We start from the raw sequence: 21,040 nt of genomic DNA on the forward strand, positions 1-21,040 counted from the left end.
CCAATCCTATATCCATTCATTTTCAAACCAGATTCTCCCAACAGGGTCACAATGAGAAAATTTAGAGAATATTCAATACTACCCGTTACTTCAACGAAACAAGGAGCAGCTGCCACCGGCAAACTGCTCCTTTGTCTTTTCAACTAACGTGCCCGTTAGCGTAATCAGAAATGCCTCGGGTGGTGGAAATATAAAATTATTCTATTAATGTTATATGAATTCGATTTCCATTCCAACCATCCATTTTAGAAAGATGTATTTCATATAAGGTTTGTATGTATTTAAATTGAAAATTGTTTTTGTCTTTTTCTTCAAATGATTCCGATATTACTTCATAGAATTTTTTTATTCTATCTTCTGTTTGATTGCAATAATATACAATTTCTCTTTCAGCGCCTTGAAATTGAAAAATTGTTTTATTGGGCAATATTAGCGCATTCCCATTCTTGTCTTTAATTTTACTTTCAGACTCGGTGGTCATAATTAAATCCATCTTCATTCTAAAATTAAAATTCGAGTAATAATTGTAGATAAAAACAGTAAATGAAGTGAAAATGAAAATCACTAACAAAAAAATAATATATATCTTTTTTGATTTCATTGTTTTATAAAAGGCATCTCCTTTTTTTCATGACTTTAAGCGGCTTCAGATACCACAATATCGTAACCGCATTACGCATTACCACCCCTTTGCGTTATAGGCTACCGATTCCTGCCAGCAGCCTGGTGTTGTTGTTGAACTATCGCTCCCCATTACTTCAACAACTTTGCCCATAACATCTTTCCATCACTAAAAGTTCCCGTCCAAACATTGTCAGTTCTAGTGTTCGAATCACCAAAGAAAATATAATGTTGATTTAGTTCATCTTCTTTTTGTCGCAGTAGTATGTATCGCAATGTTAAATTTTCAATTTTAGTCTGAGATATCCCCGTCTCTTCTTCTATTTCACGTAAACAAGAATCTTCGGGCGAGCCATGCTCGTGTGGCTCAACATGACCTCCGATACACGACCATAAGCCTGGGGCTATCTTTTTGTTTTTCGATCGTTTGAGCATTAACACATCATCATTATTAATAAGAAAAGCTCCAGTCATTGTCCGAACACTTATCATCGCATTAACCTCCGAATCCTGAATCAATCACTTTTCTGGATTTCTCTATAAGGTATTATACATCCTTTCTACATTTAGCCTACCTTATCATTCAACAGGACAACCAGTTGCTGGCTGCCTGTTCGTTTTCATAACTGCCAATGTCGCCACGCTAACCTGCCAATGTCGCCACGCTAACCTGCCCGTTAGCTTAATAGAACTTTAGAAATTTAAACGTTGGGAAACAGGACTTCATTCACTTTTACTTTAGTTTGAAATATTCGTTTTTAAGTTTTTCCTCATAACTCAATAATTCGTTGTACGTATTCCTCGCACTTTCAACTAAACCGTCCACTTCTTTTTTAATGGTATCAAAATTCGATGGAATTGAGGGTTTATCGGAATTAAGCGCACTTTCAAGGACGCTTATGAGGGGAGATGCAACTTTGTGCATATATAATTCCAGTTTTTCATTAACAGTCCAATCAATATTGAGTAACATTACTTCCTCGTGTTTTTGATACTCTTCAAGAAACGTCTTTACGTAGAGTAATTTTCGTTTCATGGTTACAGTTGACTCTTGCGTATCGCCGTTAATAATCAATAAGTACAGGTCAAGTGTCAATTTCGTTAATGGGATCAAGTTCTTGTCTTGTCATTTGCTTTTGACAAGTACTTGATCCCATAAATACAAAAAGCCGCGATTTTCGCGGTCATTAATGAGATGATGTTCTTGTCATCCGACAGTATTTCTAGTTTTTTCTGCCGGATGACAAGAACAATATTTCTGTCGTTCTTCAATCATGCAAAAGCATCCCTCCTCATACCTTTCTATATACCCAAAGGAGGTAGAGGGATGAACGAGAATAATGACCATCGCCCGGATAACAGGCCGGGCCAGACTCCGCCTGCCCAGCACTCGCAAACGGTCGGCGAACGAGGCCCCGTCCTCGAACAGGACAGCCTGCTGCATGAAACGCTGGAGACATTCGTACATTCAACCTTGCTGGAAAGGCCCGTGCATGTCAAAGGCTGCGGCGCGTTCGGCTACTTTCAGACGACGCATGCCATGTCGGCGCACACGAAGCTTTGTTTTCTGCAACAGCCGGGACAGCAAGTCCCTGTCACGGTGAGATTTTCGCTGGCCGTCAGCAACAAAGGCACGCCGGATACGTCCCGAAACATACGTGGCTTCGCCACAAAGTTCTATACGGATCATGGCGTGTTCGATTTGGTCTTCAATCATATCCCCGTGTTCCTAGTCAGGGACGCCGTCCGTTTCCCGGAAGCGGTTAAAGCGCTCTCGCCGTCGCCCGTCAACAACCTCATTAACCCGGAAATTTTCTGGAACTTCATCGCCCGGGCGCCGGAAGCGACCCATCTTATCCTCTGGCTCTTCTCCGACGCGGGCACGGCCAAGAGTCTGCGCCATATTCCGGGCCACAGCGTCAATACATACGTCTGGGTCAACGCGCAAGGTTTCCGAAGCTACGTCAAATATCATTGGCTGCCTCTCGCCGGCACGCAGTATATTGACAGCAGTGAAGCGGCCCGGCTCGCAGGTGAGAATCCGGATTATGCCGCGCAAGACTTGTATGACACGCTGCACGCCGGCAAGACGATTGAATACGGGCTCTACGTGCAGCTGATGAACCCCCAAGATGAGGTCGCCCTCCCTTATGATCCGCTAGACGATACGAAGCTGTGGGATGAACGGCAGTACCCGCTGCTCCCGGTCGGGAAGCTGGTCTTGAACCGCAATCCGAGCAATTATAGGGAGCAAGTGGAGAAACTCGCGTTCTCCCCATCCAACCTGCTGGAAGGCGCTGAACTATCCGACGATAAAATGCTGCAAGGCCGCGCCAATATTTACACGGATTCGCAGCGGCGGCGGCTTGGACCGGATTTCCGTAGCATTCCGATTAATCATCAGTTGAACTGGACGCCTGACTCGCAGATCACCAGCGGCAACGGGAGATTTGTTGAAGGACGCCTGACGCGATCCGATATCCCGAAGCAGGATGATTTTACGCAGGCCGGTCAGTATTATAGGGCGCTTCCGCCAATTCAGCAGGAGCATCTCGTCGATAACCTGGCTGCCAATCTGGCTGCTGTCTCTCCCGGCACGCAAACGTTCGTACTCGGCTACCTCACCCAAGCAGATGCCGGGCTCGGTCAGCGGGTCGCCCGCAAGATTCAGGCACAGCCTAAAGGCTAGGTTGCGTTACGAGGAATTACGGAAATGGGATCAAGTTCTTGTCATCTGGTTTTGACAAGAACCTGATCCCATAAATAAAATAGGCCCCGATATTGAGAGCCCTGCAAAAGCCTTGCATTTGATTAAAAATAAGCTATAAATTGAAACTCATTGAGAAACATTATCAATCACAGGTAACAATCCAAGTTCTTCTCCTAAGTCGGCTAACGATATATGCTCTTGTCACCAGTCAGCATCTCTTTTGCTGCACCAAAGCGTATGAAAGATAATCCATTCTTTCATGGTAGTTGAAACAACGCGACTATCTATTTTCTGTCTAGCGCGTGAAAGTTGTTATCCATGTACAGTCCTTCTTAACTTTCAAGTTTACAATATTCTCTTGTAAGACTCTTGGTAACACGTCATATCTTTTCATACTTTCCGAATTGAAATCAATCCAATAAAACTCAAGATGATCTTCAAGAGATTTTGGCGATGAATTGGAGTCTAATAATTCAGAAGTCACCTCAAAAAGATGGCTAATCTCATGTTGCAAAATACCATTTTCATCGACTCTGTGCGTCTCAAGTACACCAAGGAATCTATCTATCTTACATTCTATACCCATTTCTTCGTACAGCTCTCTTATTAACGCATTTTGATCTCCTTCGCCTAGTTCTACGCCTCCGCCAGGTAAAAATGAATGAGCACCCTTCATTCGAGCAATTAGTATTTTATTCTCATGTACTACTATCGCTCGAGCAATATGAAAATCAACTCATTGAAAAAATTACCGCTCACCATCTGGTGGTCGGGATCGACATCGCCCAGCAAACGCATGTCGCGCATGCTGTTAACTTTCGTGGCATTGTAATGGGTAATCCTCTCTCCTTCTCAAATGATGAAGAAGGATTTCAGAACCTTCAACGATGGATCCTTTCGCTTCAAGCCGCTCAGGGTCTAACAGCAGCCATTGTTGGCATGGAACCTACCGGTCATTACTGGCTCAACCTCTCGAAGTGGCTATCCGAGCGCCAGTATGAGGTCGTTCTTGTTAATCCTCACTTGGTTAAGAAGAACAAAGAGAACCGCGACAACACGCCATCCAAGAGCGACAAAAAGGATGCTCTCGTCATTGCGGACATGGTCAAAAACGGCTACTACTCGTTCATTCGTAACACTCCTGAGGCCTTTGAAGAGTTACGTGTCTTTCTCTCAAACCGAGACTCAGTTGTGACGCGACTCGTTAGTGCCAAGAACCAAATCTCGTCAAAGGCTGGAAATCTCTTATGAAACGGCATTCTGGGGAGCGAAAAGCTCGAGCACTGATCTCTCTTGCTAGCAACTCAGTTGGTTCGAAGCAAGCTATGCATGCCTACAAACTTCATTTAGAGCAGCTACTCGATGAGTACGATCTTGCCTGCATGCAGCTGAAAACGGTAGAAACCGAGGTTAAAGGGATTAGTGCCATTTCACTTGCCGGAATTTTAGGCGAGGCGGGGGATTTGAGCGGCTTTGTACACGGGAATGCTTTGCTTCGGCATGCTGACCTTAATCTCGCAGAAGCAAGTTCGGGCAAATGGACCGGACAAATGAAGATTAGCAAACGGGGACGTTCTCGTCTACGTAGGTTCATTTTCATGATGACCATGAGTTTGGTTGCAAACAATCCGGAATTCAAAGCTGTGCATGCAAATAACGTGAAGGTTAAGAAGATGAAGAAAATGAGGTCCATCATGAAACTATGTGGAAAGTTAGCTCGAATACTGGTTGGGATGGCTTCCCGTGGTGAAGCATACGACCCTCAAAAAATATTACCAATGCAACTAGCAGCATAGCTTTCACCATCGCTTCAATGCACGAGTTTTGGATTATTCGCGGGATTTCAAAGAAAGCACGGAGTACCGGATCCATTAAACCAAAGGGCACCGACCCGTACCGTTAGCATAAACGGCCTCCACCCCTTGGAAATGCGTAACGAAGGAATGAGAGGGCATAGACCCGTTGAGACATGGGAGTTAAAACCTCCAGGGGCGGCGTGGAGATTGCGTGCAGTATATGGAAGGATATGGGGTTACAACCTCCCCCTTTATTTCCTCAAGATCCCAAAAACTATGAACAATCGGATAGGACTACCAATTAGTTGATCAGCCGATCATCAAGATGTGCCGATCTGAATCGCATGGCGACCAGTTTCATCAGCTTCTCTTAGTTGACGGTGTCGAAGTAGCCTTGGATATCAACGTCGATCACCACATTCCCTTGGTGTGCCTCTGAGCATGCTTATAATGAAACAACCGCCAGAGAACAACTCTCTGACGGTCATAACAAGCGCTATTGCATTCCAAAAAATAGGCTACCGTGATACATTATCCAAGATGGACCAGCGATTCCTTAGGCTTCTCATACCATTCCTTTAAGATCTGCTCCGCCTTCTTGCCATAAATATCAAAGCCTACATTCGATTGCGCCTCTTCCTTGTCGTACAGCTTCACGCTCCAATCCCACCAGAAGAAACCGGCAAACCATGGCTCGTCCCAGAACACCTTTAAGACCGAGCTGTAGAAATTCGCCTGCTCTTCTTCACTAACGGGCAGCTCGGTATGCGTGAAATCCCAAGGCATCGTCGCGCAGCCAAGCGCGCTCCGGCAGCCGATTTCCATGAAGATAATCGGCTTGCCGAATTTTGCGTGAAGCGAAGCCATCTTCTCGCGCACCGGCAGCCAGTTGGCGATCATTTCCTCTTCACTGTCGCCAGGGTGATTCGCGACCGGATAATAAGCGCTCGTACCGATGAGATCCACTTGGTCGAACCATTTGATCCGTTCCTCCGACCCGTGATTGGCATTATAGACGATCGGCCCGTCATAGATGCTCCGGATTCGCGCGATTAGCCGCGTCCAATGCTCCTGCTTGGCTTCGGTCTTCACCATTTCGCAGCCGATGCAGAACATCTCGCAGCCTAATTCTTGAGCGAGCTCCGCATAGTGGCTAAGAAAATTGCCATAAGACTGGAACCATGCATCCCAGTAAGGCTCTGCACCGGACTCCTCCGGGAAGCCGATATGCGCGCGCCAGATCCCGTCCTTGGAGTTGACGACGGGCTTCAAGCATACTTTCATCCCCAGCGCCCTCGCTTCTTTTACGGAATGCTCGATATCCCGGTCGGTCATCGTCAATCCGTAATCGAACGGAATTTCTGTGGCATATACATTATTTTGCATCGTATAAAACGATAATGCGATCCATTCGCTGCCTGTCTCGCTCAGCTTGCGGAGAGAATCAACCGCATAAGGCTGCCTGTAAGAGCCTCGGGAACTATTCCATCCATACGTCATTCCTTTGATGAACAATTCGGTCGGCAACGCTTCTTCTCTCCTTTACGTTATTATTCTCGCACTGGCAATGGATAGCTTCTCAAGTCGGGAAGCTCCTCACGCGTCAGCGTGAATGGGTGATCGTAGAATTTCCGGAGCATGTCCCAGTCGGTAAACTGCTCGGACTTCACGAATTCGCCATACCACGTACAGTTCCACGCCCAAAGCGCTCCGTCCGCAAGCATGCTGGCAGGGTCGGGCAGCGGTCCGTTTTCCGAGAGGGCGATGATTTTGGCTTCCTTGGTATAATCGACTGCCTGATAGAATCTCTTAACGCTCGAAACGTAATTGCGATCTGGGACATAGACGTCTTCGCCAATGATGTCAACGTATTCATCACCGGGATACCAGTCTTTATGCTGACCGTTCCAAACCCAAATCAAGTTATGGAGTCCGTGCATATTGGTCATGCGTTCGAGCATGAGCTTCCACAGCCGGATGCACGGCTGAGGGCCTTTCGCCCCCCACCAAAACCAGCCGCCGGATGCTTCGTGAAGCGGCCTCCACAGTACAGGTACGCCGGCGTCCCGGAGCTTGGCCAGCAAGCCCGAAATGGCATCGATATCGCGCAGCAGCAGCTGATAATCCTTGGAATCAGGTTTCTCCATCGCTGCAGCCAAATCGAATGTCGTCGCCGACGTATAGAAACCGCGATGCCATCCGTTGTCGGGAGGCTGATCAATGAGGTCCTTCGGCGCATTCCAGTGCCAGCAGAAGGTGACAATGCCGCCTTCTTCCCACCACTTGAGCGCCAACGCCGTGTCCGTCCCAACCGCTCCACGCTCCAAGCGCGAAGGGGAATCGTTCATGAAATCGAATCCGCCAACAGCTGGATATTTGCCTGTTTCGCGATGGATGAAATCCATCTCAGGCGTCGTGTTAACGCCAATCTGCTGTCCTGTCAACATTTTTCGTCCGTAGGTATCGCATAAATATGCCATCAGCCGTTTGGCGCAATCATCGGCATTCGGATTGATTAATTTCGGCTGCACTTGAAATCGGCTGTGATCTCCAGCAATTGCTGACATACTCCGCCTCCCCATGCTTGATCGTCATGCTACTAGTTCCGCGTAATCGTAAACGCCAGATCGGATTGAGAGGTGTCCGGCGAGGCGAGAACGAGCTTGCCGTCCACTGCCTCTACAGGCACGCCGTCAAGCGAAGTACCTGTCCAAGGATCGTACCAAGTCAACGTGTACATGCCAGCCGGCCAATTCGGCAGCGTAACAGACTTGCCTTCGGCTCCACCGTTCTCCTTGAGCAGCCAGCCATAGGATTGACGTTCTCCTTGCATCGCCCAAGCTTGCGCCTGTCCGCCTTCATCACCTTCCGCACTGTTCACAGGAACGCGCTTCTCGCGAAAATCAATACCCGCCGTAAACGCGGCAAAATGCTTCATATGCAGAAACATCTCGTCGCTGACTTGTCCGAAATCCCACCAGAACGGCGAGGACGCCAAGCCGCTTGCGAGCGAAATCCAGATCGTTTGATGATACTTCAGCGTATCGGTCACATTGCCTGTTTCACCGATCATAAGCGGCTTCTCATAGCTGTCCCACCGTTTGCGGATATCTTGGGCATAGGCTTTGTAACTGAGATTGTAGTAGTTCTCTCGATCGGCAAGATCCAGCGTCCGATAGCCATAATCCCAATAATCCTGGCGATTCCCCGCCATCGAGCCCATCGTCGGATGCCCGTACGGATCATGCTCTTTGAAATAACTGTGCACCTTCGCCGTCCAAGCATCGGTATCTGTTGTGCTGCCGTGCACCCAGCCGTCCGTGCCGTTAATCTCGCATACCAAATCCCATATGCCGATTGCGCTGCTATATCCCCAGCGGGCAATGATGTACCTGTAGAGATGCTCCTGATACACCCACATCTCTTGACTCGTGAAGAAATCCTTCGCTTCGCCGAGTACCGCATAACCGCTCTTCTCCCAAGCTTTCGGCCACCCGTCCAAGGTGTCGGCCAGCGAGTCGTGCGGCCAAATGACGAAGTTCATGTGCAGTTCCCGCTGCTCGAATGATTCGATCAAGTCATCGATGCGCTTCGCCTTCAGCGGGTCGATCTTCTCGACTCCGAATGTGGAGGATTGCAGCTGATTGCTGCCGCCGCCGTTGCCGGAGCTGTCATAATTGCCGTTCCAGTAGGTAATGAGGTTGCCGCCGTGCTCTGCGATTTTATCAAGATTGACATCGGTAATTCCCCAAGGGTAGGCTACGCCTACACCGTAGAAGGAAGAGCCGTCCCTATATTCTAGATACCGCTTATTATCGTCCGAAACCTGAATCCAGCCACGACTCTTGGTAGGAGTCGCCTCGAACGAGCCTTGCGACCCTTCGCTCACATTCCCAGCTGTTACGGCATGCAGCCGGTAGCTCCACTTGCCGGCTTCATCAGGCGAGAACCGGATCTTCCAGGCAAATCCGGTACCGTCATAGAAGCCGTTAACCGACCACTTCTTCCCGCTTGGCGAAGTCAAATCCATGGAAAGGTCAATCTCACGCGGATCGTACGGATTCTTATAATCGGCGTCCATCTCCAGCGTGAGCTCGAATTTCGTATAGAGCTCGATGGCATCTGCATTCTCCACAACATTTTGAATGACCGGCACTTTCGCTGTTGGCGCCGCATCCGGCGCCGTCCCAGTATTAGCTGAAGATCCCGACTCCTTCTGCGACTGCGTCGTGCCTGCATCAGGAGCCGATCCCGACTCCTTCTGCGACTGCGTCGTGCCTGCATCAGGAGCCGATCCCGACTCCTTCTGCGACTGCCCGACTTGATTTGTGGGACCTTTACTCGCTGTCAGCGCCATAAAGCCGACGGCAGCCAACATGAGTAAACTTCCGCCTGCGAAGAGGGCTAGTTTACGATTGATCATGAGTGATGTCTCCTCTCACGCCTCCGGTTAGCCAACGACGCCTGTCCGCTCGACACTCTCTACAAAAAATCGTTGAACAAACAGATACATGACCACAAGCGGCGCGATGGCCAGCAGAACCCCCGTATCCACAATCATGGATACCAGGTTCGGATCAACCTTCACGTTCGAGCCCGCGCCGACGCCTAGAATGCCAGGCAAATATTGATTGGCATCAGCCGGCAAGGAAGCAACCTTGATTGCCATGAGATTGCTTTGGCTCATAAAGAGCGAGCTGTAGAAGGTATCGTTATACTGCCACACGAAAGCAAACAGCGTGACCGTGATCAAAGGAGGAATCGCATTCGGCAGCATGATCGTAAAGAACGTCCGGAAGCCTCCCGCTCCGTCGATGAGCGCTGCTTCCTCAATTTCCGCAGGCATGCCGCGGAAAAATTGACGGAAAATATAAATGTACAAGCCCGACTTCAAGCCATTGGCAAGAGCGGCCGTTATCAGGGAGGGGCCATACGTATTCAGCATGTTGATGCCCTCTTTGCCTGTAAACAGGTTCACCAAGCCCATGATGTCAAAGTTGCGGAAGTGCAAATACATCGGCACCATAAGCGTGCTCGAAGGAATGAGAATCGTCAAAATAACGAGCGTGAACAGAATATTGCGCCCCGGAAATGTGAACCTCGCAAAACCATAGCCTGCAAGGGCGCAAGACGCAGCTTGCAGTACCGTCGTCGAGACGACGAATAGCAGCGTATTCTTCAGCAGCGGCCAATAATTCAGCACACTCAATGCGAGCCGTAAATTCTCCGTCGTGAAATGAACGGGAATCATATAGATCGTCGGATTGTAAATATCGGTCTTATCTTTGATAGCGACCGAAAGCTGCTGAAGGAGTGGATAGATGATGACGAATGAGATGCCGATAATCAGAATGTAACGAAAAATCGACCACAGCAGCTCGATTGATTTGTTCTTCGCCTTTTGCATCCTCAAAACTACAATCTCGTTCTCCATAAGCGAACCTTTCAAGCTGTTCTCCTCCCTTCTGCATCAGTTATAGTAGAACACTTTCCTGGAAACCAGAATGCCGACGACTACGAGAATCAAACTGATGACAATGGTGTAGATCCAAGACATCGCGGCGCTCAGACCGAAATTTTGCGCTTGGAATGCCGTGGTGTAGATCGTTCTCGTTAACTGGCTTTCCGTAAAGGAGTCGATAATTGTATAGATGATGTTAGTTAGAATGAGCGGACTTACCATAGGGAACGTGATCTTCCAGAAGGTCTCATATGGCGTTGCGCCTTCCATCTTGGCGACCTCGTACATCGTGACCGGTACAGACTGAAGCGCTGCCAGAAAAATAAGAATTTGGACGCCGGAGCTGCTAATGATCTCATAGATCCTCTGTACGGCATCGATGATGTATTCGATGAAAATGGTCGGCATACCCGCATCGGCAAGCATAAAAGCGAGCATAAGCGGGTCGAAGCCGTTCTGTGCAAGTCCTAATTCCTGTGCAACCTCGGAGCTGCCCGTTAACTGAATCAATCCGGAGGATTGAGCTGCGGCTACGGCGCCTGAAGCGAGAATGACCGGTAGAAAGAATATCGCTCTCGCAATCGATCTGCCTCTAAACTTCGAGTTTAGCATGACAGCAGTAAATAAGCTGAAGAACAGGATCATAGGCACGTTCCAAGCCATTTCCGTTAACGATTCGGTCAGGATCCGGTTATAGTTCGGATCGACCGAGAGCGCATCGGTAAAGTTCTTCAGTCCGATGAAGTCCAGCGAATACCCGCCCGGAGCCACCTTCAGCTCGCTGAAGCTGAATCGGATGGATTGAATCAGCGGCGTCGCGAACAAGAACACGAAGCCAAGCAGCCAAGGCGTAATAAACGCGACTCCGAGAAATGCACGCTTCTGCGACAAGGTTAATCGTCTGAGGTTCACGAATTGTCACCGCCTACCGAGAAATTTTTGGCTGCGATTTGAATGCCATTGACCGTAACCGACTTATCCGTATAGTTCACATAAACGGAGGTACCGTTGTCATAACGCACCTGTACGACGCCGGGTTGATGCTGGACATGTTCTGCAATCGTTCTGTTCTGCAAACCGGCGAGGACATCGTTTACTTTGCCGTATAGACTGGAAGCGGCTTTGAGCCAATCGGTATAATGCGTCGAGAAAAACGATTCGTAAGCAGTCAATTTCAGCTTGGACGACGATTCATAAGACCAGAAGAAATGCGGCGCGGCTCCATACTCCAGCGAACGCAGCATATGGTAGGTCAAATCTTGGTTGTCATCCAGATTAAGGGCAGAGCCGGCATAATTCTTATAACCGTGTATGACCATTTCGTAGAATGGAATTTCCTGATCAGTGATGCCGAAACCGCTGGAGGCCATCGGTACGTCGATCAACTCATCCGCATATTTCAGCGCATATGCATTTCCGCCGGTCAACATCATATTGGGATTGCTCTTCTCTAGCTTTCCCAGCTGCTCCGTAACGATGTTCTTCGCGACATCGCGGAATATGACGCGGCTTACCCGGTAATCGGCCTGCAGCAAGTCTCCCAAATCGCGGAGCGAAACGGCATCGATTCCGTAGCCGTCATAGCTGTCGATGAATTGGTCAACGAAGTAAGGCAGTTTGGCCGGAGAAAGCAAGTAAAAGGAGCCAAGCGAAAGGTCCATCGCGTTGAACGCGCGATTGATTGGCGCAAGCATCGCTTGCTCGCGCGTTACGAAGCGCGCCGCATCCGAGGCGGGCTTAAAGTTGCGATTCTCGCGAAGCACATGCTGGAACGCGACATCCGGATATAAACGGCCGCCCATCGCCTCAAGCTTCTCAGACAGCTGCTTCAGCTCGGTTTTGCTGCCAAGTTCACTGTCCAATTTGACGTTCTTCGCGATTTTATGATCGACGCCTTCATTGAACCAGCCGACATAGCGCATTTGGATGTTGGAAACGCCGGCAGCCTTCAGCTGATCGGCCATTTGACCGGCTTGGTCGATCGTCGTCATCGGCATGAGCCCTTTATACGGAATGCCGAGGATCGACTTTTGTTTGTCCACGGCCCCCAGCACGTCGAGGTAGAACGGCAGTCCGCTTTGCGATTCGTTCGGCTGCAGCACTTTATCCTGAACCAGCTTCTCGCGATAGCGCTTTGCCATACCGGAGTAATTCGCCTCGCTCCCTGATAAAAAGCTGTAGCGGACCTGCAGATCGTCTTTGAAGGAATCCTCGGTCAGAAGCTGAATCTCGTCCACCTTATTGCCTTTGTAGATTTCGAGCTCATCCTCTCCGCGGATGGCGAAGCTCGCGTACGCATAGTTGTACGAATTTTTGCGGCCGCTAATATCGGCGTTGATGCTGGCGATGCCTTCGCCTTTCTCGATCGTGGCGAACCAGGCGTCATCGCCGGATTTCATGCCGAATACAGGCAGGCGCGCGGCTTCCGACAGCTGCCCCCGGCGGCGGGAGTTGTTGTTCTCGTCTTCGCCATAGACACGCTGGGCGTAGACCTCCTCGCCAATCTTGCCGTTATTCAGTTGAATCAAGCTCCCGGAGCCATCCGGAACAAGCATGTAGCCTTTCGCATCGGAACCGGCTGCACCGAAGAAATCGAGCAGCTCCACCGTGCGAATTTGATAGCCCTTGCTTTCCTGAATCTCTTGCACAGGAACGCGGACCGTCAGTTCATCACCGGCGAGCTGATACTCGATGGGAACCGTAAAGTTCGGCCGGCTCGCTCCGCCCTCGACAGCCAAGCCGTTCTCTTGATTATCAGCGGCTAAATCCTCTGCCGTGTAGCCTGCTTTCGCAAAAGCATCCAGCATTCTGCTGAGCACGAGCGCTCTGGATACCGCCGTATCGAGCCGCTCCAGCACCTCCGGATTGTTCTCGAGCGGGAAATACCGGTTGCCTACATATTTCGCCGTCGCTTCATCAAGCTTGCTGTATACCTTCTCTTCCATGCGCTTCTTGCTGATTCTCTTCGGCAGCGCATCGATGCCGAGCGATGTGTCCCCGATCGTATACGTAAGCCGGATGCCGTTCTCGATGCTCTCGGCCTTAAACTGCTTGCGTGCGATACTATCCGTGAAATTCGTGATCGTTCCAAGCGTACCGATTACATCCCTGTAATTGATCGTAACCTGGGCGGCCAGCCGGTCCTTCTCGAAAGGCGACGCTTTAGCGTCCGAGCTCAGATCCTCCGGATTGCTCCGCCATACTTTGCCGCTGATTCGGTTAAGCACCGCGATTTCGGTCGTGTCCGGATTGAAATACAGCGCCAGCGTATCCGATTGAGCCGCAAGCTGCATTCCTGGAACGGCAGGTGCGCGATCAGGCAAATACTTAAGCTCTGAGGCCGCGGCCGGTTTAACGTCCGGCTGCATATAGGTACTTACCTCGATCGCCGGCGCACCTTTAGTAGACTGGTAATAGGCGAGAGCCGAGATACCCGCTATCCCGATACAAGCCAGCGCCGCATACCATTTCATTCGGTTATTCAAGGGTGCGGCCTCCTTTACGTACGGAATATGATTTCACGATACACATCATAAACGAACCAATAAATTTGTAATCCCAAGCTGAATGCCAGCGTGCCGAGGAATACGACGAATCCCATTGCGATCACGGTCAGCCCTAACGTGAGAATGGCTTTAGCCGGCGTGTATTGATGGACCGTCATAATGCCGATAAACAGCAAGAGGAGGAACCAGATGCTCGCCACACTGTTTACCAGCCAATAGAATGGCGTCTCCTCCTGCGTCATGAACCGGCTTATAAACGTGATCGGCAGATTGAGCAGTACCATCGGCAGCAGCGCATAGCCGGTTGCCATAACGATTTCCTTGAACTTGCCTTCGCCCTCCATCAGTGTCGTAATGGACCAGTTCGCTATGCAGAACAGGAAGAACGGCAGCACCGTGAATTGCAAATCATCCAGACTGTTTAACGACCTCGGGTCCACGAAATTGACGAGAAAACCTGCGAATTGCTTCTGCAGGATGAGCGTCAGCACAAGCAGCAAGAGTATGGCCAAGGAAACTTTGACCTTCCCTTTGCTCTCGTATTTCATGTCCCAGAATCCGTCGAACGGATGCAAGATGAGATGGAGCGGAAATTTAATATAATCCTGCTTCACGTTTCACAGTCCTCCTTCTTATCACGTTCCTGGCGATGCGGAACGCGACGAATGCGGCAACGAGCGAGATCAGCACCGTCATGAATGGGCCGAAATTGTCCTTCATTACTTCCCGGCGATATCGTTTGTAGGCAACGGAGTAGTTTTTTCGACTCATGCCGAGCTTGAAATATTCCATGGCCTCTTCGTTCTTCTTCTCCATGAGCAGCGATTTGCCGATACCTAGGTATGCGATCTCATAGTTCGTATTCAGACGCAGCACTTGGCCCCATAATTTGACGGCCTCGTTATCGTTCCCGCTGTAATGCTGAATCGTTGCTTGACGAACCAGGCTGCCGAACTCCGTAGGACGGAAGACCGCGATATTGTTCTTGCCTCGATCGAGCACGGCGAGCTTATCGCCAATTTGTTCCACGGCCACTGGCGTATTAAATACGCCAAGCTGGTTGCCTCTGTCTCCGAAAACATAGAGCAAGTCGCCTTCGGCATTGTACGTGAACAGTCGCGCGCGATTCGAATCCAGTGCTACATACATGCCGCCGTCAAGCACCTTAATGTCAGTGAGCTTCGACGGACCCGAGTTATTGCCGAACCTCCGGAAGCGGATGTCGCCTTTGACCGGCCAGTAGCCGAATCGTTTTAGCACATCTTGGCCGGATGGATTAAGCCGTTTGATCGTTTCATCCGACGTGTTATCGATGGCAGTCGCATAAACGAACCCTTTGCTGTCAATATCGACGCTTGCGAATTCGGTCGGGATGAACAGCTCCATCTGCTGCTTCTGCGCTTTCGTGGACAATGATCTCCAGAGCCGGTCCCACAGGCTGGGCGATACGCTGATCGTGCCGACATATCCCATGAATACCTTCTTGTCGTCGAATTGCATGATGCCTTCAAAAACGCCGCGGGCGACTACGAATAATCGGTCCGCGCTGTCCACGGTTACCTTCAGCGGCACGAACTTAAAGTCTTTCGGCAAAATATCCGATTTCGGACTTTCCACGATCTTGATCAGCTTGCCATCGTTTGAAAGGACGACGACTCGATTATGCTCGGTATCGGCGACATAGACTTCATTCTTCTCCGAGACGAACAGCCCTTCCGGCGCTGCGAAGCCATCTTCCTTGCCGTTATTGTCAAACTTGGTGATGATCTGCTTGACGTTTAATTGACTATCAAGGATGACCACGCGCGCATTGCCGCTGTCCAAGATATATATAGTGCCGTCATGCGTCACGTACATATCTTTAGGCTGATTGAAATCGCCGACACCCAAGCTGCTCCCGGTAATCGCATAGTCCGGCAAGTAGGGCGCGGGCAGCGGCACTGCATCCCCGTAGAAATCGTAATTGTAAGCTTCATAAGGCGCAGCAGCCGAAGCCGGCGGCGGCACAACGATCGTCATCACCAGCGCTATAATCGCAGCAACCAGGAACACTCTCTTTATTTGCACGCTTCCACCCCCTCTAGTCCTTCATGCCGGACGTCGTCATCGTTTCGATAATGCGGCTTTGCGAGAATACGAACAGGGCAATCGGTACGCTCATGAGAATCAATGCGACAGCCGAGCCAACGCCGGCACGGGCAATCCCGCCGAAAATAATTTGATTGGATGCATAGTGAAGCGTTTTCAACTGTTCGCTATAGATAAATCCGTTGCCGTCCGTACCCCAAAGCATCTGGAACAAGAGAATGACAAGCGTCAACCAAGCCGGCTTTACGTTCGGCATGACGATTTGCCAGAAAATACGGTATTCGTTTGCCCCGTCGATCTTCGCCGATTCGAGAAGCGCGTCGGGAATTTGCTCCATGAACTGCTTCATCAAGTAGAGGCCGAGCGAGAACGCGAAGGCTGGCACGATGACCGCCCAGTACGTGTCGATTAATCCGATCCAAGACATGACCATATAGTTCGGGATTGCCGTAACCTGCGGCGTAAACATCAGCGACAGTACGACGATCGTAAAGATGATCTTGCTGCCCGGAAAACGATGCTTCGCCAGCGGATAAGCTGCGGCGGAAGCCAGCAATACGTGACCGACTACTCCCATCCCGGTAATGAAGAACGTATTGAAAATATATCGCGAAAACGGTACCCACGATTGACCGAGCAGCGTCATCAGATCAATGAAATTGCTCGTGGTCGGATGCCTGACAAACAAGGTTGGCGGGAACAAGAAAATTTCATCCAGCGGCTTGAACGCCGCGTTAAGCGCATAAACGAGCGGCAGCGCCATAAAAGAAGCAACGAGAGCCAGAAATACCGTAAGCCAGAATGTCCCGGCAAAGGAACGGTTTACGCGTTTTTTACGAAGCGTTAGCGCAAGCTTCATGCGGTTAATTCCCCACCTTCCTGAGAAGTCGTTGAACCGCCAAATTCGCGCCAAGCATCAAGAGGAACAAGACGGTCGCGATTGCGGAAGCGTAACCCATTTCGAATCGGATCGTACCGAAATCGATCAGATGCGTGACGATCGTTTCCGCGGCATAGTTCACGCTTGGGAAGCCGGCCAAGTAGATGGAAACGTCCGCGATGGCTAGTGACGCCGTTATCTGGATGACGGCGCCGAACATCAGCTGAGGTTTCATCGACGGCAACGTAATATACCATAGCTCTTGCCAACGGTTCTTTACGCCATCGACGGCCCCGGCTTCATAGAGCGTCTTATCGACGGTCTGCAAACCTGCTATGAAGGCAAGGAAGCCGGTACCCAAACTAAGCCATAATTGAACGAGGATGACGATCGGCATAATGTACTTTTCCGTCTTCAGCCATAGAATCGGGTCCAGAATAACCCCCATCTTAATCAAGAAACCGTTCGCGATGCCGTAACGGTCACCCGAGAAGATCATCTGCCACAGGAAATACACGTTTCCCGAGATTGATGGCGCATAGAACACGAGCGTCATGAATGCGCGCAGCTTCGGCCGTAGATCATTAATGAGCCATGCAAACACAAAGCAGGCGATGTAGCTGAGTGGTCCCGTAATAACCGCGAAGAGGATCGTATTCTTGACCGCAATTAAGAACACGTCGTCTTCCAGAAACAAGCGGCCATAATTTTGCCAGCCGATAAAACGCGGAAATTCCAGCATATTGAAGTAAGTGAAACTAATAACGATAGACATAATGACAGGCAGTACTGTAAATACGGCAAAGAGCAGCAAATATGGCGACATTAGGATATAAGAATGCTTGTGCCCCTTCATGATCTCCCATTTGACAGCCCACCAGCTCGGAGTGTTCGTCGGCGTTTTTCCTGCCCTTGTCTTTGTTCGTTGATTCGGGATATCGATATTTGACATTTGGACCTCTCCTTTATTCCGGCAGGCCGAATTCTTTGCGTTTCGCGCGAATTTCATCTTGGATATATTGCGCGTAGTCGAGGATCGCTTCGCGCGCCTCCGTATCCGCACCGACGACGACTTTCAAGAATGCGTTCTGCAAATGCCGTCCGGTGAAGTAACCGCCCGGAACCTCCGGAATGCCGCGGACCCACTCAAATTCCTCTTTCAAGCTTTCATAATCGGCCATTGGCCAAGGCAAGCTGTCAAGCGCTTTGACGTTCGCGGTCGGATAACGGGCAGATGCGCCCATAAGCGCCTCCATCTCGCGGCCGTATTTCGTCTGCGCTTCCTCGCCGGTCCACCATTTCATAAACTGCCATGCGGCATCCTTATCCTTCGCGCCGCTTAGCATGAGCGTACCGCTTCCATTGCTTGGCGTCTCTCTTCGGATCGTGCCGTCCGGCTGTATCGTGCCCGGAATTGGAACGAATCCCCACATGCCGCGAATTTCCGGCGCGAATACAGACAGCTGGTTGTAAGTCGTATAATCGACGATACCGATCGGCATTTCACCGGTTCTGAAGCGGTTCGCGAAATCGAATTCGCGCTCGAGCTTATAATCGCTGTAGAGGTCTGTCCAGGTTTTGAACGTTTCGACCCCGATTCTGGAATCCAAATCGGATTCCTTTCCTTCATTCCGGTAAAATTGTCCGCCATTCTGCATGAGCAGTGTAGCAAAGATGGCATTAGGAGGAATGTTCTGGCCTGGAATAGGCACGGAGGTCGCAGGTGTCGTAATCGGCATGCCAAGCTGCATCCGGTTCTTGTTCAGCACTGCAAGCAGCTTATACATATCGTCCCAAGTTTGAGGCACTTCTAGGCCCAGCTCCTTCAGAACATCCTTCCGATAAAAAAGCATATTGAAGGTTTGGGTTTCAGGCAGCGCATAGACACCCTTCTGATACGTGAACGGAACTAGCGCGCTTGGACGGAACCAATTGGCCACTTCTTGGTAATCCTGGAATTGCGACAGATCGGCTGCAGCTTTGCGCATCGCATAGTTCACCGGAATATCGTTGCTGATTTGCATCGCGACATCCGGCCCTTGACCTGCAAGCGTAGCCGGCAGCAGCGTATTCATTTGTACCAACTTCAGATTCACGTTAATGCCGGTCTCCGGAGTGAATGTTTCATCGATCATCGCCTTCAGCGTATTCGCCTGGTCGCGGCCGCTTCCGATCCACACAGTGATGGAACGCGGATTCTTCTCATCGGATGCATTGCCGATCTGGTTGTAGTCGATGAAGAAGGAATAAGCGAACGTTGAGATTTCATGGATAAGCCTCGTAAAAAATCCGTCACCGGCGGAAGGAAACTTCTTATTCGGCGAAGCGACATAGATTTCATCGATTTGCAGCGGCATTTCGAGCGCCTTCTGCAGCCAAGTGCCCAGACCGCCGGTGTTGCTCTTGTAGGCGGCAAGACGGCGAGGAATCGTGTCCGGATTATCGATGAGCTCGCCAAGCTGCAGCGCCATCGTCTTGAGAAGCGCTTCGGAATCGCTGCTTCCGCCCGACAGTCTCTTCAATTCTTTGCTGACGGCCGTCAGTCTTTCTTCCTCCGATTTGAACGTCTTCAGCAAGTTCGGCACCTGCTCATCCACCCGGTAGTCGCGGAATTTATCCGGTGATGCGCCTGTAATCATAATGATCTTGCGGTACATCTCGTTGAGGTTAAATAAGCTGTCTTTCACTTCGCGGATGAGCGGCGCAAATTCGCCGAGCGTATCTTCAAGGCGGATGATGTTCTTGCCCTTCTTTAGCTCGAACAAATACGGCTCATCGTCTCCCATGACGTCGATGCGGTATCCACTCTTATAGCGGAACGGAATTCGCTCTGCTTCCCTGAACGGAACTTCTCCGTTTATGTATAGTGTTCGCGTCGAGTAGATGCCGCGAACGAATTGTTGTTTGGCCTTAAGAGCGATCTTATAAAGTCCGGCTTCCGGAGCATTAACCTCCCACTCGATCCACTGACCGGGCATGCGCCAATTGTAGCCGCCGATCGTATTCACCCGAACGAGCTCCGGACTATACGGCTTCACGGCTGCGCTAGCTCGTTCAGTCTGCGGATAAAGCGTCGGAGACGACTTAACGCGCGCGTCCTCGCCTTGAACCGTAATGATCATTCCGTCTGTTTCCTTCAAGCCCTCCTGTTCGTATCGCTTGACCGTTTCTTCATATAGCGCAGGATGCTTGTCTTGATATAAGCGCAGCTGCCGAATGACCATCGGCTCGCGCTGCGATACGAAGGAGAGCGTGTGCGTTCCTGAGGTCAAGTAGAACCGGAAAGGATCCGCGTAGTAGCCGTTCGAATCCTTAAGCAGTGCTTTCCGCCATTCCGGCCGCTCAAACTGCTGCGGACGCAGGTCGTTGCCGCGGTTATCCCGCTTCACCTGATCCAGCTCATTGTCCCAAATGCGGTCGAACTGCAAATAATCCGCTTCCTCGAACGGCAGCTCGCCATCGATCAACAACGACCGTTCAATACTCGAGCTTTTGCCTTGTATCGGATAATACTGCACCGAAATATTGTAAAAGCCCGCTTCAGGGACATTCACCGACCAGTCGACTCGCCCTTGCTCGCCGGTCTTCAGCGAAGTTCCGCTCATTCCCTCGTAATTGTCGAGCTGCTCGATGTCATCGCCTTCCGCATTCGCATAGTCGGAAGCATTGATGATTACTTCGCGATCAGGAAACCCGGCACTTTGATTCTTAGCCAGGTACGATGTGTAGTCTCCTCGTTCTTGCTGCAGCGAGGTCCACGAACCGCTGACGAACGACGACTTCTCGCCAGCACCGCTAACGTTGTCTGCCCCAAGCTGAGACCAGAGCACAATTAGTCCGGCCGCTCCAATGATGCCGATCGACCATAAAGTCAACTTCTTCCTTCGAACAGTTCCTTTCAATGTCAGCCCTCCTATGCGGCGACTTGATCTGCGGTCAACCTCATATTTTTTCACCTAACGAACTAACTGGACAGTT

At 50.2% G+C, this 21,040-nt stretch carries 16 protein-coding genes and 1 pseudogene; 2 read left to right on the forward strand and 15 right to left on the reverse strand.

Features of this window, described 5'->3' with window-relative positions; translation table 11 throughout:
- Window positions 1–196: 196 nt before the first annotated feature.
- From AC0YNS_RS05580 to AC0YNS_RS05590, 3 genes are all read right to left on the reverse strand, one after another.
- Entirely contained in the window at window positions 197–481 is a 285-nt protein-coding gene (locus tag AC0YNS_RS05580) for a hypothetical protein (RefSeq protein ID WP_475780010.1), read from the reverse strand.
- Between the two features lie 272 nt (window positions 482–753).
- A complete protein-coding gene (locus AC0YNS_RS05585; RefSeq protein WP_475780011.1) occupies window positions 754–1,113 on the reverse strand; it encodes an NUDIX domain-containing protein in 360 nt (119 codons plus the stop codon).
- A 241-nt stretch (window positions 1,114–1,354) separates the two neighbouring features.
- Window positions 1,355–1,657 carry a hypothetical protein gene (locus AC0YNS_RS05590; RefSeq protein ID WP_475780012.1) on the reverse strand — a complete coding sequence of 101 codons (303 nt, stop codon included), beginning with the start codon at window positions 1,655–1,657 and terminating at the stop codon, window positions 1,355–1,357.
- A gap of 291 nt (window positions 1,658–1,948) precedes the next feature.
- On the opposite strand from AC0YNS_RS05590, the gene AC0YNS_RS05595 reads away from it, so the two are divergent.
- A complete protein-coding gene (locus AC0YNS_RS05595) occupies window positions 1,949–3,310 on the forward strand; it encodes a catalase (protein ID WP_475780013.1) in 1,362 nt (453 codons plus the stop codon).
- Between the two features lie 316 nt (window positions 3,311–3,626).
- Here the strand turns inward: AC0YNS_RS05595 and AC0YNS_RS05600 are convergent, their stop codons facing one another.
- Window positions 3,627–4,007 carry an NUDIX domain-containing protein gene (locus AC0YNS_RS05600; protein WP_475780014.1) on the reverse strand — a complete coding sequence of 127 codons (381 nt, stop codon included), beginning with the start codon at window positions 4,005–4,007 and terminating at the stop codon, window positions 3,627–3,629.
- Here AC0YNS_RS05600 and AC0YNS_RS05605 point away from each other — a divergent pair.
- A pseudogene (locus tag AC0YNS_RS05605) lies at window positions 3,989–5,127 on the forward strand (IS110 family RNA-guided transposase). The gene AC0YNS_RS05600 and the pseudogene AC0YNS_RS05605 overlap by 19 nt on opposite strands.
- A 531-nt stretch (window positions 5,128–5,658) precedes the next feature.
- Here AC0YNS_RS05605 and AC0YNS_RS05610 read toward each other — a convergent pair.
- From AC0YNS_RS05610 to AC0YNS_RS05660, 11 genes are all read right to left on the reverse strand, one after another.
- The gene (locus tag AC0YNS_RS05610; protein ID WP_475780015.1) at window positions 5,659–6,654 is read right to left on the reverse strand and encodes a glycoside hydrolase family 113; all 996 of its coding nucleotides are present in this window, start codon (window positions 6,652–6,654) and stop codon (window positions 5,659–5,661) included.
- 23 nt (window positions 6,655–6,677) lie between these two features.
- Window positions 6,678–7,694, reverse strand: coding sequence for a glycosyl hydrolase (locus AC0YNS_RS05615; protein WP_475780016.1), 1,017 nt, complete (start codon window positions 7,692–7,694; stop codon window positions 6,678–6,680).
- Between the two features lie 32 nt (window positions 7,695–7,726).
- The gene (locus AC0YNS_RS05620) at window positions 7,727–9,550 is read right to left on the reverse strand and encodes a DUF5060 domain-containing protein (protein ID WP_475780017.1); all 1,824 of its coding nucleotides are present in this window, start codon (window positions 9,548–9,550) and stop codon (window positions 7,727–7,729) included.
- 27 nt (window positions 9,551–9,577) lie between these two features.
- The gene (locus tag AC0YNS_RS05625) at window positions 9,578–10,534 is read right to left on the reverse strand and encodes a carbohydrate ABC transporter permease (RefSeq protein ID WP_475780114.1); all 957 of its coding nucleotides are present in this window, start codon (window positions 10,532–10,534) and stop codon (window positions 9,578–9,580) included.
- Window positions 10,535–10,597: 63 nt separating this feature from the next.
- Window positions 10,598–11,500, reverse strand: a complete 903-nt coding sequence (locus AC0YNS_RS05630) for a carbohydrate ABC transporter permease (RefSeq protein WP_475780018.1) — start codon at window positions 11,498–11,500, stop codon at window positions 10,598–10,600.
- The gene (locus AC0YNS_RS05635) at window positions 11,497–14,073 is read right to left on the reverse strand and encodes a DUF5696 domain-containing protein (RefSeq protein WP_475780019.1); all 2,577 of its coding nucleotides are present in this window, start codon (window positions 14,071–14,073) and stop codon (window positions 11,497–11,499) included. The genes AC0YNS_RS05630 and AC0YNS_RS05635 overlap by 4 nt, the downstream gene beginning before the upstream one ends.
- Before the next feature lie 14 nt (window positions 14,074–14,087).
- A complete protein-coding gene (locus AC0YNS_RS05640; protein WP_475780020.1) occupies window positions 14,088–14,708 on the reverse strand; it encodes a Yip1 family protein in 621 nt (206 codons plus the stop codon).
- Window positions 14,689–16,161: a gluconolactonase gene (locus AC0YNS_RS05645; protein ID WP_475780021.1), complete on the reverse strand. Its 1,473-nt coding sequence runs from the start codon at window positions 16,159–16,161 to the stop codon at window positions 14,689–14,691. Before AC0YNS_RS05645 ends, AC0YNS_RS05640 begins: the two co-directional genes overlap by 20 nt.
- A 13-nt stretch (window positions 16,162–16,174) precedes the next feature.
- Window positions 16,175–17,041 carry a carbohydrate ABC transporter permease gene (locus AC0YNS_RS05650; protein ID WP_475780022.1) on the reverse strand — a complete coding sequence of 289 codons (867 nt, stop codon included), beginning with the start codon at window positions 17,039–17,041 and terminating at the stop codon, window positions 16,175–16,177.
- A gap of 4 nt (window positions 17,042–17,045) precedes the next feature.
- A complete protein-coding gene (locus AC0YNS_RS05655) occupies window positions 17,046–17,918 on the reverse strand; it encodes a carbohydrate ABC transporter permease (RefSeq protein ID WP_240548257.1) in 873 nt (290 codons plus the stop codon).
- 109 nt (window positions 17,919–18,027) lie between these two features.
- Window positions 18,028–20,964, reverse strand: coding sequence for an extracellular solute-binding protein (locus tag AC0YNS_RS05660; protein ID WP_475780023.1), 2,937 nt, complete (start codon window positions 20,962–20,964; stop codon window positions 18,028–18,030).
- Between the last annotated feature and the right edge of the window lie 76 nt (window positions 20,965–21,040).

The organism is Paenibacillus sp. J22FR21, from assembly GCF_056269135.1.